This window comes from Micromonospora salmantinae (genome assembly GCF_022230905.1).
In the GTDB taxonomy this organism is placed as follows: domain Bacteria; phylum Actinomycetota; class Actinomycetes; order Mycobacteriales; family Micromonosporaceae; genus Micromonospora; species Micromonospora salmantinae.
This window is the reverse complement of record NZ_JAKKFG010000019.1, coordinates 132,461-151,550: the sequence shown is the minus strand read 5'-3', so window position 1 is coordinate 151,550 and position 19,090 is coordinate 132,461. Positions and strand designations below refer to the sequence as shown.

17 protein-coding genes and 1 pseudogene are annotated in these 19,090 nt (G+C 66.7%); 9 read left to right on the top strand and 9 right to left on the bottom strand.

The genetic code is table 11. The features are described from left to right. Positions 1-69: 69 nt before the first annotated feature. Positions 70-402, bottom strand: a complete 333-nt coding sequence (locus tag PSH03_RS16675; protein ID WP_210784257.1) for a YciI family protein — start codon at positions 400-402, stop codon at positions 70-72. 155 nt (positions 403-557) lie between these two features. Here PSH03_RS16675 and PSH03_RS16670 point away from each other — a divergent pair, with 155 nt between their 5' ends. From PSH03_RS16670 to PSH03_RS16660, 3 genes are all read left to right on the top strand, one after another. Then, entirely contained in the window at positions 558-935 is a 378-nt protein-coding gene (locus tag PSH03_RS16670) for a DUF2089 domain-containing protein (protein ID WP_238689684.1), read from the top strand. Between the two features lie 74 nt (positions 936-1,009). Continuing rightward, positions 1,010-1,192, top strand: coding sequence for a hypothetical protein (locus PSH03_RS16665; RefSeq protein ID WP_238689683.1), 183 nt, complete (start codon positions 1,010-1,012; stop codon positions 1,190-1,192). A gap of 11 nt (positions 1,193-1,203) precedes the next feature. Further along, positions 1,204-1,626 carry an SHOCT-like domain-containing protein gene (locus tag PSH03_RS16660; RefSeq protein WP_210784252.1) on the top strand — a complete coding sequence of 141 codons (423 nt, stop codon included), beginning with the start codon at positions 1,204-1,206 and terminating at the stop codon, positions 1,624-1,626. Between the two features lie 239 nt (positions 1,627-1,865). Here the strand turns inward: PSH03_RS16660 and PSH03_RS16655 are convergent, their stop codons facing one another. Continuing rightward, positions 1,866-2,207 (bottom strand): GlsB/YeaQ/YmgE family stress response membrane protein, encoded by a 342-nt coding sequence (locus tag PSH03_RS16655; RefSeq protein ID WP_238689682.1) that lies wholly within the window; start codon positions 2,205-2,207, stop codon positions 1,866-1,868. 124 nt (positions 2,208-2,331) lie between these two features. On the opposite strand from PSH03_RS16655, the gene PSH03_RS16650 reads away from it, so the two are divergent. The 3 genes from PSH03_RS16650 to PSH03_RS16640 all read left to right on the top strand — a co-directional run bounded on the left by PSH03_RS16650 (position 2,332) and on the right by PSH03_RS16640 (position 4,715). Continuing rightward, positions 2,332-2,961 (top strand): 4a-hydroxytetrahydrobiopterin dehydratase family protein, encoded by a 630-nt coding sequence (locus PSH03_RS16650; protein WP_238689681.1) that lies wholly within the window; start codon positions 2,332-2,334, stop codon positions 2,959-2,961. Positions 2,962-3,297: 336 nt separating this feature from the next. Further along, on the top strand, positions 3,298-3,765 hold the full coding sequence (locus PSH03_RS16645; RefSeq protein ID WP_091408216.1) for a peptidase inhibitor family I36 protein: 468 nt from the start codon (positions 3,298-3,300) through the stop codon (positions 3,763-3,765). 74 nt (positions 3,766-3,839) lie between these two features. Next, the gene (locus PSH03_RS16640) at positions 3,840-4,715 is read left to right on the top strand and encodes a hypothetical protein (protein WP_238689680.1); all 876 of its coding nucleotides are present in this window, start codon (positions 3,840-3,842) and stop codon (positions 4,713-4,715) included. Between the two features lie 28 nt (positions 4,716-4,743). Here the strand turns inward: PSH03_RS16640 and PSH03_RS16635 are convergent, their stop codons facing one another. The 4 genes and pseudogenes from PSH03_RS16635 to PSH03_RS16615 all read right to left on the bottom strand — a co-directional run bounded on the left by PSH03_RS16635 (position 4,744) and on the right by PSH03_RS16615 (position 9,185). Continuing rightward, positions 4,744-5,991 (bottom strand): helix-turn-helix domain-containing protein, encoded by a 1,248-nt coding sequence (locus PSH03_RS16635; RefSeq protein WP_238689679.1) that lies wholly within the window; start codon positions 5,989-5,991, stop codon positions 4,744-4,746. After that, on the bottom strand, positions 5,978-6,139 hold the full coding sequence (locus tag PSH03_RS16630) for a hypothetical protein (protein WP_238689678.1): 162 nt from the start codon (positions 6,137-6,139) through the stop codon (positions 5,978-5,980). The genes PSH03_RS16635 and PSH03_RS16630 overlap by 14 nt, the downstream gene beginning before the upstream one ends. Before the next feature lie 121 nt (positions 6,140-6,260). Continuing rightward, on the bottom strand, positions 6,261-7,451 hold the full coding sequence (locus PSH03_RS16625) for a helix-turn-helix domain-containing protein (protein WP_238689677.1): 1,191 nt from the start codon (positions 7,449-7,451) through the stop codon (positions 6,261-6,263). A 548-nt stretch (positions 7,452-7,999) separates the two neighbouring features. Beyond that, a pseudogene (locus PSH03_RS16615) lies at positions 8,000-9,185 on the bottom strand (helix-turn-helix domain-containing protein). A gap of 303 nt (positions 9,186-9,488) precedes the next feature. Between PSH03_RS16615 and PSH03_RS16610 the strand changes: the two are divergent. The 3 genes from PSH03_RS16610 to PSH03_RS16600 are packed head-to-tail and all read left to right on the top strand — an operon-like array spanning position 9,489 to position 12,695. After that, the gene (locus tag PSH03_RS16610; RefSeq protein WP_238689674.1) at positions 9,489-10,670 is read left to right on the top strand and encodes a DUF262 domain-containing protein; all 1,182 of its coding nucleotides are present in this window, start codon (positions 9,489-9,491) and stop codon (positions 10,668-10,670) included. Then, a complete protein-coding gene (locus tag PSH03_RS16605; RefSeq protein WP_238689673.1) occupies positions 10,667-11,788 on the top strand; it encodes a DUF3696 domain-containing protein in 1,122 nt (373 codons plus the stop codon). Before PSH03_RS16610 ends, PSH03_RS16605 begins: the two co-directional genes overlap by 4 nt. Then, complete coding sequence (locus tag PSH03_RS16600; protein ID WP_238689672.1) at positions 11,742-12,695, top strand: hypothetical protein; 954 nt, start codon at positions 11,742-11,744, stop codon at positions 12,693-12,695. Before PSH03_RS16605 ends, PSH03_RS16600 begins: the two co-directional genes overlap by 47 nt. Positions 12,696-12,835: 140 nt before the next feature. Here PSH03_RS16600 and treZ read toward each other — a convergent pair whose 3' ends face one another. From treZ to glgX, 3 genes are read right to left on the bottom strand one after another with little or no spacing between them, the layout of a single operon-like run. Then, positions 12,836-14,560 (bottom strand): malto-oligosyltrehalose trehalohydrolase, encoded by a 1,725-nt coding sequence (treZ, locus tag PSH03_RS16595; protein ID WP_238689671.1) that lies wholly within the window; start codon positions 14,558-14,560, stop codon positions 12,836-12,838. Further along, positions 14,560-16,863 carry a malto-oligosyltrehalose synthase gene (gene treY, locus PSH03_RS16590; protein WP_238689670.1) on the bottom strand — a complete coding sequence of 768 codons (2,304 nt, stop codon included), beginning with the start codon at positions 16,861-16,863 and terminating at the stop codon, positions 14,560-14,562. Before treY ends, treZ begins: the two co-directional genes overlap by 1 nt. A gap of 1 nt (position 16,864) precedes the next feature. Next, on the bottom strand, positions 16,865-18,982 hold the full coding sequence (glgX, locus tag PSH03_RS16585; RefSeq protein WP_238689669.1) for a glycogen debranching protein GlgX: 2,118 nt from the start codon (positions 18,980-18,982) through the stop codon (positions 16,865-16,867). Positions 18,983-19,090: the final 108 nt, after the last annotated feature.

Genomic DNA, 19,090 nt, shown 5'->3' with positions numbered 1-19,090 from the left:
CCTGTCCAAAAGCCGGGACACCGCGACGTCCGTAAAGGGCGAGTGGATGGATCGTGGGCGGCGCGCGTGTCAGCTGGGCGGCGGCGGACACTCCAGGACGGCGATCGAGTTCCCCGCGAACAGCCCCAGGTGCGGGTGCCCGGAGAAGATCTGGACCGCCTCGTCGTGCGAGCCCGCTTCCACGACGGCGTAGGCGATCAGGGCGTCGGTGAAGTCCTCGACACCTCGCGCCGTGACCCGCTTCTTGGCGTGCAAGGGAGCGCCGGGGTCGACGATGGCGTTCGCGTTGGCCTGCGCCCATGACGCCCACGCGTTCATGAACTCGGTCTGCTGCTGCTCGGTGAGGTCGGCCTTGTCGGCCTCGTCAGCCGCGCCGTTGAAGAGCGCCAAAAACCTGCCCATCCCGGCATCTTAGTGGCGGCCCGCGCAGGCAGCCGGGTCGCAATCACGACCCCGCTGGGCGCCCGGCGAGCAGCACCCTTCGACCGCAGCGTGACCTTAAGAAAATTAAGGTCAACTTCTTGGAACTTGAGGATTCTTAAGGTACAACTTTAGGTATGACAGAACAGGCGATGGACTGGCAGGACCTGACCAGCCTGACGCGGGGGCAGCCGTTCGTCGTCGAGCGGGTGCGCCTGGCGAGCAACGGCGTCGCGATCGAGGGCGCGTTCGAGCCACCGCAACTGGCTCAGCTCAACGTCGATGATCAGGTCTTCGTCACGGCGTTCGTGCGCTGCCACGGTTCGATCAAGGAGATGGAACGCATCTTCGGGGTGAGCTACCCGACGATCAAGTCACGACTCAACCGGATCACACAGATGCTCGACTTCGTCGAGACCGACCCGGCGCCCTCGCGAGCCGACATCATCGACCGGTTGCGCCGCGGTGAGATCACCGCGCAGGAGGCGCTGGCCGAGCTGGAGGGCCGGACGTGATGCCGCAGTTGGTGACCGTCAAGGTAAACCGCCCGGACCGCCGGCCCGTCCGCGTCTGGGTTCCGGTGCTCCCCGTGGCGCTCGTGCTCTTCCCGGTCGTGGTCCTGGTCGTGTTGGCGGCGATCGTGGCCTGCGTCGTGTTCCGCATCGGTGTGGTGCGGGCACTCGGCGCCGCTTGGCGTGTCATCTCGGCGCTGCCCGGCGCCCGCTTCGACATCGAGCAGGGCCGCACGGCCGTGTTCGTGGCTATCCGATAGGAGAGGTTCGAATGACCGAACAACGCAAGGACATCCTCGACATGCTGGCCGCCGGCAAGATCACCGCCGAGGAGGCGGAGCAGCTCATCGCCGCACTCGAACGGGACCAGGCACCGGCGACGGTGAGTCACGACGCCCGACCGAAGGGCAAGGTGAAGTACCTGCGGGTGGTGGTGGACGCCACCGACAACGGCGAGCCGTCGCGGGTCAACGTGCGGGTGCCACTGCAACTGCTGCGCGCTGGTGTACGGCTGGCGGCGCTGATCCCGCCGCAGGCCCTGGTCAAGGCCAACGCCTCACTCAGCGAGTCGGGTGTGCCGATCGACCTGACGCAGCTCAAGCCCGAGCAGTTGGAGGCGCTCGTGGAGCACCTCGACGAGGTGACAGTGGAGGTGGATTCACCCGATGCCACAGTGCGGGTCTTCTGCGAGTAGGCGCCGTCCGATGGGACGGCCCCTCGAGAGGGTGCTGGAACACCCTCCCGAGGCTGCGCCCGCCGCAGCAGAGCACAGGTGAACTGCCAACCCGAAGTTTAGCCACTCACCAGCGAACCAGCGGAGGGACCACTCGGACGGGTGGTCCCTCCGCTGGCGCGGCACAGGTCAGCTGGGACAGCCGACGACAGGGCAGCGCGTGTTGCGGCCACCTGGGTGGCTCGCCCGCTCCCGCTCGTTCAGCCCTTGGCCTGGCTGCGGCGGACTCGCCGACGGGGCTTGTCGTCGCCGCCGGCAAGCCGGGTGAAGGTGAGCATGTTCGCCAGCGCCACGGCGATGATCGCGACGCCGACCTGAATCGCGAGCACCACCCAGTCCCAGCGCAGCACCCACACCTTCACGCCGGCTCCGTCGTCGATATCAAGCGCCCGAGCAACCACTGTGCCCAGCACCGCCGAGCCGACGCCGATGACGAAAGTGGCGAAGAAGCCGATCCGCTGCCTCCCCGGCAGGATGAGTCGGCCGAGCAGGCCGACGAGGGCACCGATGAGCACCGCGCCGAGATAACCAGTTACCAGCATTGCCGAGTCTCCCCTCCAGCAGTGCCCAGGTACATGCCCGATTCTCACGTTCCCGGAAACCCGATACTCAGCTGGTAACCGCCGAGTAGGAGGCCGTCGCGCCGCCGATGTTAGGTTCGCTGGCATGACTGGGCAGATCACGGCCGCGCAGTTCCACGCGGCCGACGGTGTCGAGGACTGGCGCTGCCTCTACCATCTGGTCTCGGCCTACTTCCCGACCGGCTCGCTGTCAAAGGGCATCGCGCTCGTCGATGAGATTGGCCGGCTCGCCGACGAGTCCCAGCAGCAAACCCTCATCGTCGACTTGCGCGGCACCGGCGTCACGGTGAGCCTGACTCGGCGCGACATCGCGTTGGCCCGGCGCATCTCGGCCGCCGCCAAGGAGCTGGGCCTCTCCGCCGACCCGACCGCCGTACAACTCATCAACGTCACCCTTGACGCACTCGCCGGGGCGGACGTGCTGCCGTTCTGGCAGGCGCTGCTCGGCTATCGGCAGATTGGCGACGACTACCTGTTCGACCCGTCGCGCCGCGGCCCGGGCTTCGGTTTGCAACCGTCGGACGAGGCGCGCCCACAGCGCAACCGCATGCACCTCGACATAGCTGTCCCGCACGATCAGGCAGAGGCTCGCATCGCCGCCGCCCTGGCCGCCGGCGGCAACCTGGTCTCCGACGCGCACGCACCGATGTGGTGGGTCCTGGCCGACGCCGAGGGCAACGAGGCGTGCGTCGCCACCTGGGTCGGCCGCGCATAGCAGGACGGCGAGCTTTCACCTCGTGAGCCCGACCAGCGTGGCGAGTCGCGCCACGCCGGCCGGCGCCGGCTGCGCGCGGGGCGACATCGGCGATCACGGTACGCGCCAACGCCCGCCCATTGACCACCCCCTGCGCGGGCGCACCTGGGCGCCCCTCACCAGACCCGGGCGGCCCCTCAGCGGCAAGCCGGAAAACGCCGGACAGGGTCGAGATTCGAGCTGGTTCGAATGTCTCGGCTGCGCCGCTATCCCCGGGGTTGACTGACGCCGTCCACACCGGTGCCACCAGCACGATCACTCAGCTCCGGCGGAAAGATCCCCCAGCTAAGGAGACTCATGAAGCGACAAATCCTGGCGTTCTTCGGTGCGTTGGCGCTGGCGGCCGGCGGGCTCCTGGCCGTGGCCAGCCCGGCCCAGGCGGCGACGTCGCGCAACGGCGTGTGCGAGAGCGGCGAACTGTGCATGTGGCAGCACCCCGACCTACGCGGCGGTCGCTACGACACCCTCTCGACCACTGCGGACTTCAAGCAATGGTCGTTCGTGGCTGCCTGCACCTCGGACTGCCTGCTGCACGACAACGTCAGCTCACTGCGCAACTACGACACGCAGAATGCCGTCCGCCTCTTCGAGCACGAGAACTACCGGGGCCTCTACTTCTGGCGTCAGAAGGCCAACAGCGGCCAGTCGGACGAGGCCCTGAACCTCACGCTGGACCGGGACCAGAACGGGAACCACTGGGACGACCGATTCAGCTCGTTCTGCTTTGTCTGGGCCGGCCAGCCGCAGACCCGCTGCCGCCCCTAGGACCGCATCGAGGGGCTCGCGTCGGCCGCGAAACAGCGGGCAACGCGGGCCCCTCCAGCCTGATCGAGGTCTCCATGCCCATGATCCGTAGCCAATTCGCGGCCCTGGTGCTGGCCTGTCTGACCGTCGCTGCCGGGACCGCCTGTGAACCGAGCGGGCCCGCGCAACGGCCCGCCGGGCCGTCGCCGGTGGCGACCATGAGCCTTCCGTTGGACCGGCTGTTCCCGTCCGGGGACGAGGATCTGCTTCTCCAGCGGGCCGAGGCGAAGCTGGTCGTGGCCTGCATGCGCCGGCTCGGCATCTCCTACCGGCCGCCGGAACCGCACCACACCGAGCCGGCCGCCACGCGCGACGGGTTGTACGGGCTGGTGGAGCACGACCAGGCGCAGCGCCTCGGCTACCGCGCCGCACCTGGCGGTGAGGCGGCTGAGGACAAGCCTGCACCGCCTCCGGAAAAGACGGCGTTGGCGCTGAGCGGCACCCGGTTCGGCGCCGACGGACCCGAGCCGGCCGGCGGCCGGATCCCTGCGGGCGGCTGCCTCGGCGAGGCGAACCGGCGATTGACCGAGGGCGCGCCACCGGTCGGCGAGACGCTCCTGTACGACCTGGCCCTGCGGGCCGGCCAACAGGCAGAGCAGGACGCGCGCGTTCAGGCCGGGTTCCGGGCCTGGTCGACGTGCATGGCCGGCAAGGGGTTCGCCTACGCCGACCCCTGGCAGGCCAACGACGACCCACGGTGGAGCACCGACCATCCCAGTGACGTGGAGCGCCGGACCGCGGTGGCCGACGTCGCATGCAAGGACAGCACGGATCTCGTGACGATCTGGCAAGCGGCGATGGTCGAGCACCAACAGCGCACGATCGCGAGCCGCTCCGCCGACATCGAACGCTACGAGCAGGCCAAGAGCGCCCGGCTCGCCAACGGCAGACGCGTGCTGGCCACGAGGTGAGGCCAGCCGCGACCGGCGGGTAGGTCGGTCAGCGGGTGAGGCCGACCAGGTTGGCCAGTCGCGCCACACCGGCCGGCGCCGGGTGACCCCGGGCAACATCGGCGATCACGGTACGCGCCAACGGCCGGCACCGGACCTCAGCCGGCGCGACGCTGTCCGCGTCGACGAGCGCGCGGGCAGCGCCGCGCACGTCACCCACCTGGAGGTACGCCCGCGCGACATCCACCAGATACGCGCCCCGGTACTCGGCCGGCAACCGCCGCCACGCCTCCCGTCGCACAACCACCGGATGCCGCCGCACTGCCTCGACGGCGTCACCCCGCGAGGCCGCCACCAGCACCCGCGCCAACTCGACGGCGATCGGCCCGAAGCTGGTGTGGTGCTGATCGTCGTACCCCCGAAGGTTGGCGGCGACGGCCGAGGCCCGGTCGATCAGCTCGTCGGCGCGGCGGCTCTCGCCGCACCCGGCGGCAGCGAGAGCGGCCTGGAGCAGCAACGTCCCGCCCACGGCCCACTCCCCCGCCAACCACCCCGGTGCAACCCCGCACCCGCCCCGGTGATCATGAGGTTGACGGTCGCTTTGATCTTCATGGAGCCCGTCAACCTCATGATCAGTCCGGTCGGAGGGTGCCGGGAGGATGCGGTTCGCGGCGGTTAGGCCCGCTGTCAGCGCTAGGCGGTCGCGGTTGGAGGCGCGGAGCGCCTGGGCTACCGAGATGGCTGCCGTTGCCGCCAGGACCGGGTCGTCACCGGCGGCGGACATCGCCCGGTCGGCGGCCAACCAGCCGAGGTCGGCCTCGCCGAGCTTCACCAGCAGCGACGAGGTGATCCGGTACGCCTGTACCGGCAATTCCGCCGACCGCGCGCCCTGGATGGCGTCGAGCAGACCCGGCAACACCCGCACCAACTGCCCGTAGTGCGCGTGCTGGTAGCTCAGCCAGGCGTAGCCGACCTGCCTTCTTAGCTCCTCGGTCGTCTGCTTTGGTGCTTGCGGCGTGTAGTAGCAGGCGAGCGTCGCCCGGATGTCGTCCACCCCGTCCGGCGTACCCGCCGGGGTGCTGCCCGGCTGGCCGAGCAGCACCTCCGGGTCGACCCGCAGGACGTGGGCCAGTTCCTGGATCACCGAGTACCGGTCCAGGGCGCGCACGCCCCGCTCTACCTTGTCCACCCAGCTCTTCGACCTGCGCAGCCGGTCGGCGAGCATCTGCTGCGTCATCGACCGCCGCACCCGCCAGCGGGCAACCCGACGGCCGATCGGGAGGTCATCGTTGGTCACGCCGCCACCGCCGGTCCGGGACCGCGCGGGTCGTGTCGTCTACAGGTACGCGCTCTGCCTCGGCCTGGGCCAAGAGACGCTGCTTGGCAGCCTGTTGCTCGGCCACCTCGCCCGTGTTCTCCGGAGCGTTGTCGTCCTGTCCGCTCATCCCCGCCTCCTCCATCGGTGCCCGGGAGGCTCGCTATCACCCGTCGCCCCAGGCCATCAGGACGTGCTCACGTCCCAAACCGGACACTAGGGCCAGATGGTGATGCGGTGATTACTGGCAGTTATGCGGCCAGGTTAATGCCGATGCGGCCGGCGAGTAGGCGCAGGTCGTCGGGGACGGCTCGGCGCTGGGCGCGCTGGGCCAGGGTCGCTACGGCATCGCGGGCGAGGGGATTGATCGCGAACGGGATCGGCGCGGCCTGTTCGGCCCGGATGAATGCGGCGAGGGCCTCGGAGTCCCGACGACCGCCGTCCGCGAGCGCTCGCCCAATGTCGAGCCAGTAGGACAGTTGGCGATTCGACGCCTTGAGCACCTGCGGTCGTATCGTCCGGGACAACTCGATTATCTTGCCGTATTCGCCCTGCTCGGCCGCGATGGACATCTTCCAGAGCCCGACGTTGGTTGGCCCAAAGCAGCAGCCGTTGAAGCCGCCACCGTCGGCCGGATCTCCCACACTCGCCGCCTCTCGTGCGGCCTCGGCGAGGTGGTCGCGGGCCACGTCCGGGCGAGCGTCCACGGTCGAGGCCAGCGCGGCCATGAGATGAAGTTGACCAAGCATCTGCCGCACCCGGACGTCGGATGCGCTTCCCTGAAGCTCCACCAGCGAGCGGTCACTGACTCTGGATGCCAGGCGTGCGGACTCGATCGGCAGGCTCTGCGCGTAGATGAAACGAGATGCGCCGATCCACGCGCGGTCTTCGACGTCCTCGGCAGCCGATACGGATATCCGGGAGGCGTTGAGGGCCAGGTGGCGGTAACCGAGGTGCCGAAGACAGGTGGAGGCTAGGTAGGCGACCTGAGCGAGCGAGGCCCCGCCCACGGCAGCGGCTTCGAGCAGCAGACGCGGGAGCATGCGAGCCATCGCCGGGTAGTTGCAGGAGTTGCGGAGCTGATCGGCGCTGGCGATCTCGGCCGCTAGTTGATCTGCGGCGTAGGTCGACGGGCGACGCTCGCCGTCCTCAATCTCGATCAGGGCCGACCAGACCGCCGGCACACACTCGGCCGCGCTCTCACGGGCCGGATCACCTGACTCCGTGCCCTGACCAAGCAGGTCCGCCACCGTGACCTGGAGGGCTGCAGCGAGAGCCACCAGAGTGGAACGACGGTCGATTGTCTTCCGGCCAGACTCGACCTGCGACACGTAGGACTGGGTGACGCCAGCGAGCCCAGCGAGGACGGCCTGAGTCATCCCGCCACGGCGCATGCGCCAGTAACGGACCCTGGCACCGATGGTGTCCGGCTTCGTCACCATGCCTACGCCCACCCCCAGTTAGAGGACCTGATTGCGGCGTCGAAGCGCTACGCCCGCACGGTTGGACGCTACACCCGCAGCGCACCGCATCGATGACGCTCGACATCGTCCGGGCGGGTCTGGCACCTTCCGTGGTCAGCCCACTTCCGAGCCTCGATCGACAATGATGGGCAGCATCGATCGGCGGATGAGAGTGAAGAGGTGCAAAGACCCACATGGGGAGGCAAGGTGACTCAGCGCTCGCAGCACCAGCGGGGCCGGTGCCCCGTCTGTAAACGCACCGTAGCCCTCACCGCCGACGGAAGAGTTGCGCGGCACAACGGCACCATTCGTGCCTACGCCCCGCCCGAGGAGTGCCCCGGGGGTGGGCAGCGTGCGGAAGCCGCGGGTTATGAGCACAGGCACGGCCTGGCGTAGATGCCAAGTCAACTGGACAGGCGCCTCGCTGGTGCAATCAAGCATGACGGCGCCACGTTCGTCCGGACGGAACATTCAACTCCGAAGCCCAATGTCAGGGCAGAACCGCCCGCAGGCTCGACAACTTTCAGTTATGCGGCCAGGTTGATGCCGATGCGGCCGGCGAGCAGGCGCAGTTCGTCGGGAATGGCTCGGCGCTGGGCTCGCTGCGCCAGGGTCACCACGGCGTCGCGGGCGAGAGGGTTGATGGCGAACGGGATCGGCGCAGCCCGCTCGGCCTGTACGAAAGCGGTGAGGGCCTCGACGTCTCGGCGACCGCCATCCGCCAGGGCGCGACCGAGATCGAGCCAGTAGGACTGCTGGCGGATCGACGCTGCGAGCACCTGCGGTCGGACCGTCCGGGACAGCTCAATGACCCGGCCGGACTCGCCCTGCTCGACGGCGATGGACATCTCCCAGAGCCCGACGTTGGTTGGGCCGAACCCGCAGCCGTTGAAGCCGGCCCCGTCGACCGGATCCCCGAGCGTTGCCGCCTCGCGCGCTGCCTCGGCAAGGTGATCGCGAGCTACGTCCAAAACGACCGCTCACCGTCGACGTCAATGCGGCCGAGAGGTGGAGCTGTCCGAGCATCTGTCGCACCCGCTCGTCGGCGGCGTCAGCTTGCAGCTCAATCAGTGACCGGTCGGCGGCACGGGCCGCGACTGATGCGGACTCGATCGGCAGGCTTTGCGCATAGGCGAAGCGGGAGGCCGCGATCCAGCCCGGGTCTTCGGTGTCTTCGGCGACCGCCCCAGCTAGCCGGGCGGCATTAAGGGCCAGGTGGCGGTAGCCGAGGTTCCGCAGGCAGGTGGCGGCTTGGTAGGCGACCTGGACGAGCACGCTTCCGCCAACAGCGGAGGCTTCAAGCAGGAGGGTGGGCAGCATATGAGCCATCGCCGGGTAGCTGCACGAGGTGCGAAGCTGCTCGGCACGGGCGATCTCGGCAGCCAGCCGGTCCTCCGTGTAGGTCGACGGGCGGCGCTCGCCGTCCTCGATCTCGATCAGGGCCGACCAGATCGCCGGCACGCACTCGGCGGCGCTCTCTCGGGCCGGATCACCGGACTCGGTGCCCTGGCCGAGCAGGTCGGCCACCGTGACCTGGAGTGCGGCAGCAAGAGCGACCAGAGTGGAGCGACGATCGATAGTCTGCCGACCCGACTCGACCTGCGATATGTACGACTGGGTGACGCCAGCGAGCCCGGCGAGAACGGCTTGAGTCATACCGCCACGGCGCATCCGCCAGCACCGGGTCCTGGCACCGATGGTGTCCGGCTTTATCACCGCGCCTCCGCCCCTCCTGGGGTACAGACGAGGGCAGAGCCTCCGTCCCGGCACTTGCAGTGCGACGCTACACCAGCCTGACCGCGAAGCGTGACGCTAACTCCTCGTGACCACCGACGATCTGCTAGCGACCGACAAAGGGCTAAGTGGTACTGGACTCGAAGCCATCGGGCTGCCCCTCTGCCCGTTGGTCAGCACCTGACTGTGCAGACAAATCTTGATGGGTCCAGCGTTGGCGTGGAGCCTGGGCAGCAAACGATCCGTATGATCTCATCGAACTGATCGACGGAGGCGAGCCAGGTGAGCCAGCAGGAGGAGCGGAGCGAGTTGAGCGAGGTCGCCCGGGAACCGCGCGAGGAGTACTTCGACAACCAGCCGCTAGGAATTGAGCTAGAGGAAGAAGATCCGGACGACGAGGAACCAATCGCGAGACCCTGGGACCCGAATGCAATCAGGGTTTCCACGAAAACTTTCTCCATCCGCCAGGTTCTTGATCAAATTGATGAAGGCGACCTGGAGCTCGCTCCAGATTTTCAGCGAAACCTCGTCTGGAAATCGCCTCAAAAATCTCGTCTGATTGAGTCAATAATCTTGCAGATCCCGTTACCCGCCTTCTACTTTGCAGAAGACGAAGACGGCATGTATAGAGCCGTAGACGGTTTGCAGCGACTGTCGACGATCCACTCCTTCGTCCGCGGCGAAGATTTCGCGCTCCACGGCCTGGAATACCTTCAACCCACTGTCGGGCAAAAATTCAGCGATCTGCCGCAAGCATGGAAGAGACGGATTTTCAGCAGTCAACTGGTTGTACACGTCATAGATCCGTCGACCCCGACCGACGTCAAATACAACATCTTCAAGAGACTCAACACCGGGGGTTCGCCGCTAAATTCGCAAGAGATCCGACATTGCATGAGCCGCAATCGCAGCCGAGCGTTTTTGTCGGATTGTGCAGCTATGCTCGAATTCGAGATCGTAGTTGGTGGGGCACTCAGATCCAGGGTGCGGATGACAGACCGAGAGATGGTATTGAGATTCTGTGCGTTCCGCCTCCTCGGAGTCGAAGTCTACGAGGAACAGCGATACCGGGCGATGGAGCCATTCCTTGACGAGGCCACCAGGAGGCTAGACGACCCGAAGATCGTCTCAGACGCGACGCTGGAGCAGCTTCGACAGGACTTTAAGCAAGCAATGACGATCAGCCATGAAGTCTTCGGTGAGCACGCGTTCCGGAAGTGGCCTCTGAAGAGGGACAATCTCAGCCCATTCAATCGAGCACTGTTCGAATCCTGGTCTGTCGCGCTAGCCGATCTTAACACTCGCACCGCTTCACGAGTTCGCGAGCAGATCATCGAGCGAGCGCGCAGTTCGATGTCAGCCGACGCTGAGTACATTACCGCGATAACCACCTCGACTGGCGACGCGAGGAAGGTCCGCTACCGTTTTCAAAAGGCTGCCGAAATCGTCAGGGAAAGCCAATGATTGAAAGCGTTCGAATAACCAACTTCAAGCGTTTTCGGGAGATTGATCTACCGCTTCGTCAGCTAACAGTTCTAACCGGCACTAACGGTGCAGGGAAAAGCTCTCTCATCCAAGCACTCCTCTTGGTACGGCAGGCCAGCGAGGATGAGCGATCATCGGTCGTGCAGCTCAACGGACCATATAGTCTTGAGATCGGCGAGGCCGATGACGCACTGTGCGTGACAGCCGAGGATCACATTATCCAAGTATCGCTCAACATCGGCAACGTCTGCCACGAATACGAGTTTTCAGCAATAATCGAAGAGAGATCCTTGCATCTTCCGATTATTCGCAGGCCGCAACCGCTGCCGACGCTACTCAGCTCTCCCGGCATGCCCTTTACCTACTTGAACGCGGAGCGGCTGGGACCTCGCGATCAACTGTCGGTTACGTCTGCCGAGGTATCAAATATCGGTGTGGGAGTTCGTGGTGAGTACGTGGCTCAGGCCATTACCATCAGAGAACGAGATGTCGTTGCAGACTCTTTGCGCCACGCCACTGCCCCCACGGTTCAGACTTTTCGAGCGCAGGTCGAGGCGTGGATGTCGGACATCGTGCGACCGATCCGTATCGAGGCTCGGTGGCCGCTCGGAATGACGACGAGTACGATACGCTTCCAAACACCTGACATTGAATCGCAGCCACTCAGGCCTGGGAATGTCGGATTCGGCGTTTCCTATGCGCTGCCGATCGTGGTCGCTGGTCTAGCAGTGGGGCAAGGCATACTGATAGTCGAAAATCCAGAAGCTCACCTTCATCCGGCAGGCCAATCAAAGCTTGGCAGGTTCTTGGGTCGCGTGGCAGGGGCAGGGGCCCAAGTCATCGTTGAAACGCACAGCGACCACGTGCTAAACGGAATTCGACGCGCGGCGGTCGATGACCGAACCGTAAGCGCGTCAGACGTCGTAGTTCATTACTTTGACGACAGCCGGTCGTCGCCAGTTGTGATTGACGTTGGCGCCGGAGGAAGTATGTCTAACTGGCCTCCCGGCTTTTTCGATCAACTTGACCAAGACCTGGGGAGGCTTGCACATGCAAAGCGAGAAGCTCGGCGAGCCGCGAAGATTAGTGATAGATGAATCCAGCTTCTCTTTCCACGACGTTGACGACATCGAAGTTGAATACGCAATCGATGACTTTAACGACCTCTTGTCTGAAATTCTGCGATCCGGGATTACCGTAGCCAAATTCTCATGCTGTCTCGACGTCGAATGCCGGACAGGCTTACCATTATATAAGCTTCTTTATGAACAGGCAGCGGCTATTGATGCTGAGACACTGCGCCGCTGTAGCGCCTTGCTGGACCGGTGCACAGATTGGGACGAAGAGGTCGATGATGTCTCCACCATCTGCAAGGTGGCAGGCGAGCAAGTAGAAAGCTGGTCATTGGGCTATGCCATAATGCGATCGAGCACACACTTCATGGCATGCCTGGTATGTTCAACCGCCGGAAGGCGGGGGTTGCTGACGGTTTCGGCAGGTGACTTAAGCGGTGAGATTTACTTCTTAGCGGAGGCTTCGAGCCTAGTTGAATACTGGCAGCTCACACTTACTCGGGAAAAGATCAGAATTGAAAATTTCTTTTCGATTGCTAATCACGCTTTCCCGCACCTCGCCTTCCATTCCGACCTTGATTTTCGCAAGTTCCGCGGCGGATACGAAGAAGTCTACGATTGGGTAGTGCAAACGTTTACAGTACTCAACAATTTCCTTGGCCAGTCTTTTGAGGCCCGCAAAGGAGTGCGGCACTTAGTCCAACGCGACATGGCTTCCCATGGGTTAGAGATCTCACCAGAAAGCAGTCAAACGCACAAGAACCGAAAGGCAGCTGGCCAACGGGTCGTTAAGCACAGCGGCGAGTTGCACTTGTGCGAGTGGCACGCGAAGCGGCTATGGAATACCGACAGAATTCACTTTACGACCCCTGGCTCCCTCTCGGACGGCCGCACGCTCATCGGCATCTTCGTCCAACACCTCGACACTTAATCTTTACGGTTGGGTCGAAGTTTCTACCCTAGGTAACGCTCTGACCGGCAGGGAATAAATCTGGCAGGCAGTATCTTGATAAAGATCGCAAGTGTACATTGCCGTTTCGATGAAACCCGAAGTGCTTTCTGCGCGCTCACTCAGAGCGCCACAATCGCCGCAGTCTCCGCCGGCAACTGGATCCGGTCCCGCATCACGGTGACCCCCTCCTCAGTAGCCAGCAGCACCCGCCGCGCCACCCCAGGCAGCGACACCCCCTGCCCCCGCCCAGCCAGGTTCGCCACGACAAGCGTGTCCCCCCGCCGCATCACCAGGAACTGGTCCCCGTGCTGCACAGAGACAGCGTTCAACCGAGGATCAGAGAGGTCAGGCAGAGACCGACGCAGAGCGATCAACCGCTGGTAAAACGCCAGCATCGAAGCATGCTCAGGCTTGTCCAGCTCCGCCCAGTCCAACCGCGACCGCACGAACGTCTCCGGGTCCTGCGGATCGGGCACGTCCCCCTCGGGCCACCTGTGCGCAGCGAACTCCCGCCGCCGTCCCGTCCGCACCGCAGAGGCCAACTCCGGCTCCGGATGCGAGGTGAAGAACTGCCAAGGCGTAGAAGCCGCCCACTCCTCCCCCATGAACAGCATGGGAGTGAACGGCGCCGTCAACAGCAACGTAGCCCCGACACGAAGCAGCGAAGGCGACAGCGAAGCCGAGATCCGATCCCCGGTAGCCCGATTCCCAATCTGGTCGTGGTTCTGGAGGTAGGCCACGAACCGATGCCCAGGCACCCGAGGGTCAACAGGCCGCCCGTGATGACGGTTCCGGAAGCTCGACCAGGTGCCGGCGTGGAAGAACCCGCCGGTCAGCACATCCGACAGCGTCTCCAGGGAGCCGAAGTCGCCGTAGTACCCCTGCCGCTCCCCAGTCAGCAACGTGTGCAGCGCGTGGTGGGCGTCGTCGTTCCACTGGGCGTGCAGCCCGAACCCACCCGCCTCGCGCGGCGTGATGACCCGCGGGTCGTTGAGGTCGGATTCGGCGATGAGCGACAACGGCCGCCCCAGGTGCGTCGACAGCGACTCGACGGAAACCGCCAACTCTTCCAGGATGGGAACGGCCCGCGAGTCGTGCAGGGCGTGCACGGCATCCAAGCGCAGCCCGTCGACGTGGTAGTCGCGCAGCCACATGAGCACGCTGTCGATGATGTAGCGGCGTACCTCGTCGGAGTGCGGGCCGTCCAGGTTGATCGAGCGTCCCCAACTGTTGCTCTGCTCGGCGAGGTAGGGCCCGAACCGCGGCGCGTAGGCCCCGGAGGGCCCGAAATGGTTGTAGACAACGTCGAGGATCACCCCCAGACCGCGAGCGTGGGCGGCGTCGACGAACCGTTTCAGGCCGTCGGGGCCGCCGTAGGGCTCGTGGGGGGCGTACCAGCAGACGCCGTCGTACCCCCAGTTGTGTTCGCCGTTGAAGGCGTTGACCGGGAGCAGCTCGATCAGGTCGACGCCCAGCGAGACGAGGTGGTCGAGGCGGTCGATGGCCGCGTCGAAGGTGCCTTCCGGTGTGAAGGTGCCGATGTGCAGCTCGTAGAGGATGCTGCCGGGCAGTTGCCGGCCGGTCCACGCGCTGTCGGACCACGCGAAGTCGGCGTGGTCGTAGCGGCGGCTCGGCCCGTGCACTCCCGCAGGCTGCCACGGTGACCGGGGGTCGGGCAGAGGGGTTTCGTCGTCGTTCAGCAGAAAGGAGTAGTCGAGCCCGGCGTCGGACACCTCGACCCGCCACCAGCCGTCGGTGGAGGCGCGCATCTCGTGGTCGGTGTCGTCGGCCAGGCGCAGCCGCACCCGCTCGGCGTCTGGCGCCCACACGCTGAATTCGGTCATCACGCAGCCTCCACGGAAGTGGTGGAAGGAGTGAGCAGAGCCACGGGATAGTCGGCCAGAAGGCCGTCCAGAGGGGTCTCCCCGCCACTGTAGACCCGGCCGGTGAACAGGTCCTTCATCTCGTGAACGGGAAGTGACAGAGCTGTGTCACACCACCCGCCGGCGCGCGCCAGGCCCAGCGGCAGCCGGGTCGCCACGGCGATCGCGCCGCCCCTGTCGAAGGCCACCACGTGCCGGCCCACCCGCCCGTGCGCGGGCACCGGCCGGTAGGTGGTGAACAGCTCCGGGTGCGCCCGCCGCAACCGCAGGGTCCGCGACACGACGAGCAGCTTCGCCGCTCCGTCGGTGTCGATCGGGGGACGCCAGCCGCCGTCGATGCGTGCCAGCAGCTCTCGGCGTACGTCGAAGTCGACCGGGCGGCGGTTGTCCGGGTCGACGAGGGAGTTGTCCCACAGCTCGGTGCCCTGGTAGGTGTCCGGCACCCCGGGCATGGTGAGTTGGATCAGCTTCTGCCCGAGCGAGTTGCACCAGCCGGCCGGGGCGATGGCGGCGGCGAGTTCGGTCAGCTCGTCGTGCAGGCTCGGGTCGTCGTACATCTGGTCGACCACCGCGTGCACCGCCTGCTCGAAGGCCGGGTCGGGGTCCGCCCAACTGGTCGAGGCCCCGGCCTCCCGGGCGGCCTTCTCGACGTACGCGTGCAGCCGTTCCCGCTCGATCGGCCACGCGCCGACGGCGGTCTGCCAGAGCAGGTGGGCGAAGGCCGGGTCGGGCAGCGGCGCGTACTCCATCCAGGTCTTGACCTGCTCGGCCCAGCGGCCCGGCAGTTCGCTGAGCACGGCGAGGCGGGCGCGGACGTCCTCGCCGCGTTTCGTGTCGTGGGTGGAGAGGGTGGTCATGCTGGCCGGCCAGCGGACCTGTTGGGCGGCGGCGAAGCGGTGGAACTCCGCCGGCGGCACCCCGAAGTGGGCGGGGTTGTCGCCGACCTCGTTGAGCGCCACGAACCGGGTCCAGCGGTAGAACGCGGTGTCCTCCACGCCCTTGGCCATCACCGCGCCGGTGAGCTGCGGGAATCGTTGAGCCAGTTCGTCGTCGGGGTTGCGCAGTCGGCGGGTGATCGCGTCCAGGGCCCCGGCCAGGTCGGGGCGACGGCGGCCGGCCTCGGAGCGGGCGGCGGCGAGGTGCCGGGCGCCGTGCGGCGGGTAGCCCCGGTAGACGGCGAACGCTGCGGCCAGCTCGGCGAGCGCCGCGCGGGCCTGCTCGGTGGGCACCTCGGGGGCGAGGGCGGCCAGCCGGGTCAGCTCGGTGGCGAGCAGTTGGGTGGCGGCGGCCAGTTTGGTGGTGTGGGTCAGGTCCTCCCAGGAGGTGTGCTGCCCGGTGAGGCGGTTGTCCAGCGCGGTGAAGTCACCCTCGGCGTCGGTGTCGACGAAGAGCCCACCGACAGCGGCCAGGGCGTCGTAGCCGGTGGTGCCGTCCACCGGCCAGTCCGGCAGCTCCTCGCCGTACTCCAGGATCTTCTCCACCACGAGCCAGGCGTCGGGCGCGGCGGCCCGCAACCGGGCCAGGTAGCCGGCTGGGTCGCGCAGGCCGTCCGGGTGGTCGACGCGGATGCCGTCGACCTCCCCGGCGGCGGCCCAGCGCAGGATCAGCTCGTGGGTGGCGGCGAAGACCGCCGGGTCCTCCACGCGCAGACCCGCCAGGCCCGCGATGGCGAAGAACCGGCGGTACGTCAGCTCGGCGTCGCCGCGCCGCCAGGAGACCAGCTCGTAGTGCTGCCGGTCGTGCACCTCGCGGGCGCTGCCGTCGCCGGTGCCGTCGGCGACCGGGAAGCGGTGCTCGTGGTAGCGCAGCTCCCCGTCGACCACCTTCAGGTCGTCGAGGGCGGCCTCATCGTCGCCCAGCACCGGCAGCAGCAGCCGGCCCCGGTCCCAGTCGATGTCGAACCAGTCGGCGTACGCCGAGTCGCGTCCCCGGCGCAGCACGTCCCACCAGGCCGGGTTGGCGGCCGGGACGGCCACCCCGGCGTGGTTGGGCACGATGTCGACGACCAGGCCGAGGTGCTTGTCGCGCAGCGCGGTCAGCAGCCGCTGGCGGGCGGCCTCCCCGCCCAGCTCCGGGTTGACGGCCCGGTGGTCGACAACGTCGTAGCCGTGCTGGGAGCCGGGGGTGGCGGTCAGCAGCGGGGCGCTGTAGAGGTGGCTGACGCCGAGGTCGTCCAGGTAGTCGACGATCGCGGCGGTGGCGTCCAGGTCGAAGCCGGGGCGGACCTGGATGCGGTAGGTGGCAGTGGGAGGGGTGGCCGGCATGTCAGATCGTCCTCTCCAGCACGACGAGGGAGCGGTCCGGCACCCGGATGGTGCCGCCCGCGCTGATCACCGTGGCGTCGCCGGGCTCGGGTTCGGCGGTGCTGATCACCCGTTCCCACTTCTGGCCGTAGTCGCTGCCGGGCATGGTGAAGTCCAGCGGCGCGTCGTGGGCGTTGAAGCAGAGCAGGAACGACGCGTCGTGGTGCTTCTGGCCGTACTGGCCGCGTTCGCGGATGCCCTCGCCGTTGACGAAGAGCGCCACCGAGCGGCCGAAGTCGTTGCCCCAGTCCTCGCCGGTCATCTCCCGCCCGTCGGGGGTGTACCAGGCCAGGTCGGGCAGCGGCTCGTCGATGCCGCGTCCGTTCACCGGCAGCCCGGTGAAGAACCGGCGACGGCGGAACACCTGGTGTCGTTTGCGGAACGCGGTGAGCGTGCGGACGAAGTCCAGCAGGTGCTCGTCGGCGTTGTCCCAGTCGACCCAGGCCAGCTCGGTGTCCTGGCAGTAGACGTTGTTGTTGCCGTGCTGGGTGCGGCCCAGCTCGTCACCGTGGCCGATCATCGGCACGCCCTGCGACAGCATCAGGGTGGCCAGGAAGTTGCGCCGCTGCTTGGCCCGCAGGGCGAGGACCGCCTCGTCGTCGGTGTCGCCCTCGACCCCGCAGTTCCAGGACCGGTTGTGGCTCTCGCCGTCGCGATTTTCCTCGCCGTTGGCCTCGTTGTGTTTGTCGTTGTAGGACACCAGGTCGTTGAGGGTGAAGCCGTCGTGCACGGTGACGAAGTTGATGCTGTGGAACGGTCGGCGGCCGTCGTCCTGGTAGAGGTCGGCGGAGCCGGAGATCCTTGACGCGAACTCGGCGAGGGTGGCCGGCTCGCCGCGCCAGAAGTCCCGCACGGTGTCGCGGTACTTGCCGTTCCACTCCGTCCACAGTGGCGGGAAGTTGCCGACCTGGTAGCCGCCGGGGCCGACGTCCCACGGTTCGGCGATCAGCTTGACCTGGCTGACCACCGGGTCCTGCTGCACCACCTCGAAGAAGGTGGAGAGCCGGTCCACCTCGTAGAACTCGCGGGCCAGGGTGGCCGCCAGGTCGAACCGGAAGCCGTCGACGTGCATCTCGGTCACCCAGTACCGCAGCGAATCCATGATCAGTTGCAGCGAGTGCGGGCTGCGCACGTTGAGGCTGTTGCCGGTGCCGGTGTAGTCGACGAAGTAGCGGGGGTCCTCCTCGCTGAGCCGGTAGTAGCTGGGGGCGTCCACGCCCTTGAAGCTCAGCGTCGGCCCGAGGTGGTTGCCCTCGGCGGTGTGGTTGTAGACCACGTCGAGGATGACCTCGATGCCGGCCGCGTGCAGCGCCTTGACCATGCCCCGGAACTCCTGCACCTGCTGGCCGGTCCGGCCCAGCGCGGAGTAGCCGTGGTGCGGGGCGAAGAAGCCGATGGTGTTGTAGCCCCAGTAGTTGCGCAGCCCCAGGTCGGAGAGGCGGTTGTCGTGGATGAACTGGTGCACCGGCATCAGCTCGATCGCCGTCACCCCGAGCCGGGTCAGGTAGTCGATCATCGGCGGGGAGGCGATGCCCGCGTACGTGCCGCGCAGCTCCTCCGGGATGTCCGGGTGGCGCATGGTCAGCCCGCGCACGTGCGCCTCGTAGATCACCGAGTGGTGGTAAGGGGTGCGCGGTGGCCTGTCGTTGCCCCAGTCGAAGTACGGGTTGACCACCACCGACTTCGGCATGAACGGCGCCGAGTCGGTCTCCGACATGCGCTCCGGCTCGTTGAGGTCGTAGTCGTAGACCGCCGGGTCCCAGTCCACGTCACCGTCGATGGCCTTGGCGTACGGGTCGATCAGCAGCTTGTGCGGGTTGCAGCGCAACCCGTTCGCCTGGTCGTACGGGCCGTGCACCCGGTAGCCGTAGCGCTGGCCCGGCTCGATGCCCGGCAGGTACGCGTGCCACACGTAGGCGTCCACCTCGCGCAGCTCGACGCGGCGCTCCGCACCGGTGTCCCACTCGTCGAAGAGGCACAGCTCGATCCGCTCGGCCACCTCGGAGAAGATGGCGAAGTTGGTGCCCATTCCGTCGTAGGTGGCGCCCAGGGGGTACCGCTCGCCCGGCCAGACCTGCATGTCGCTCCTTAGACCATGGTTATGTGCGCACCGGCCGAGATCGCCCGCGCGCACGCAGGTAGTGCCCCCGGCCCGGGCGCGCCAATCCATCCTTTCAGGCGACGGGCG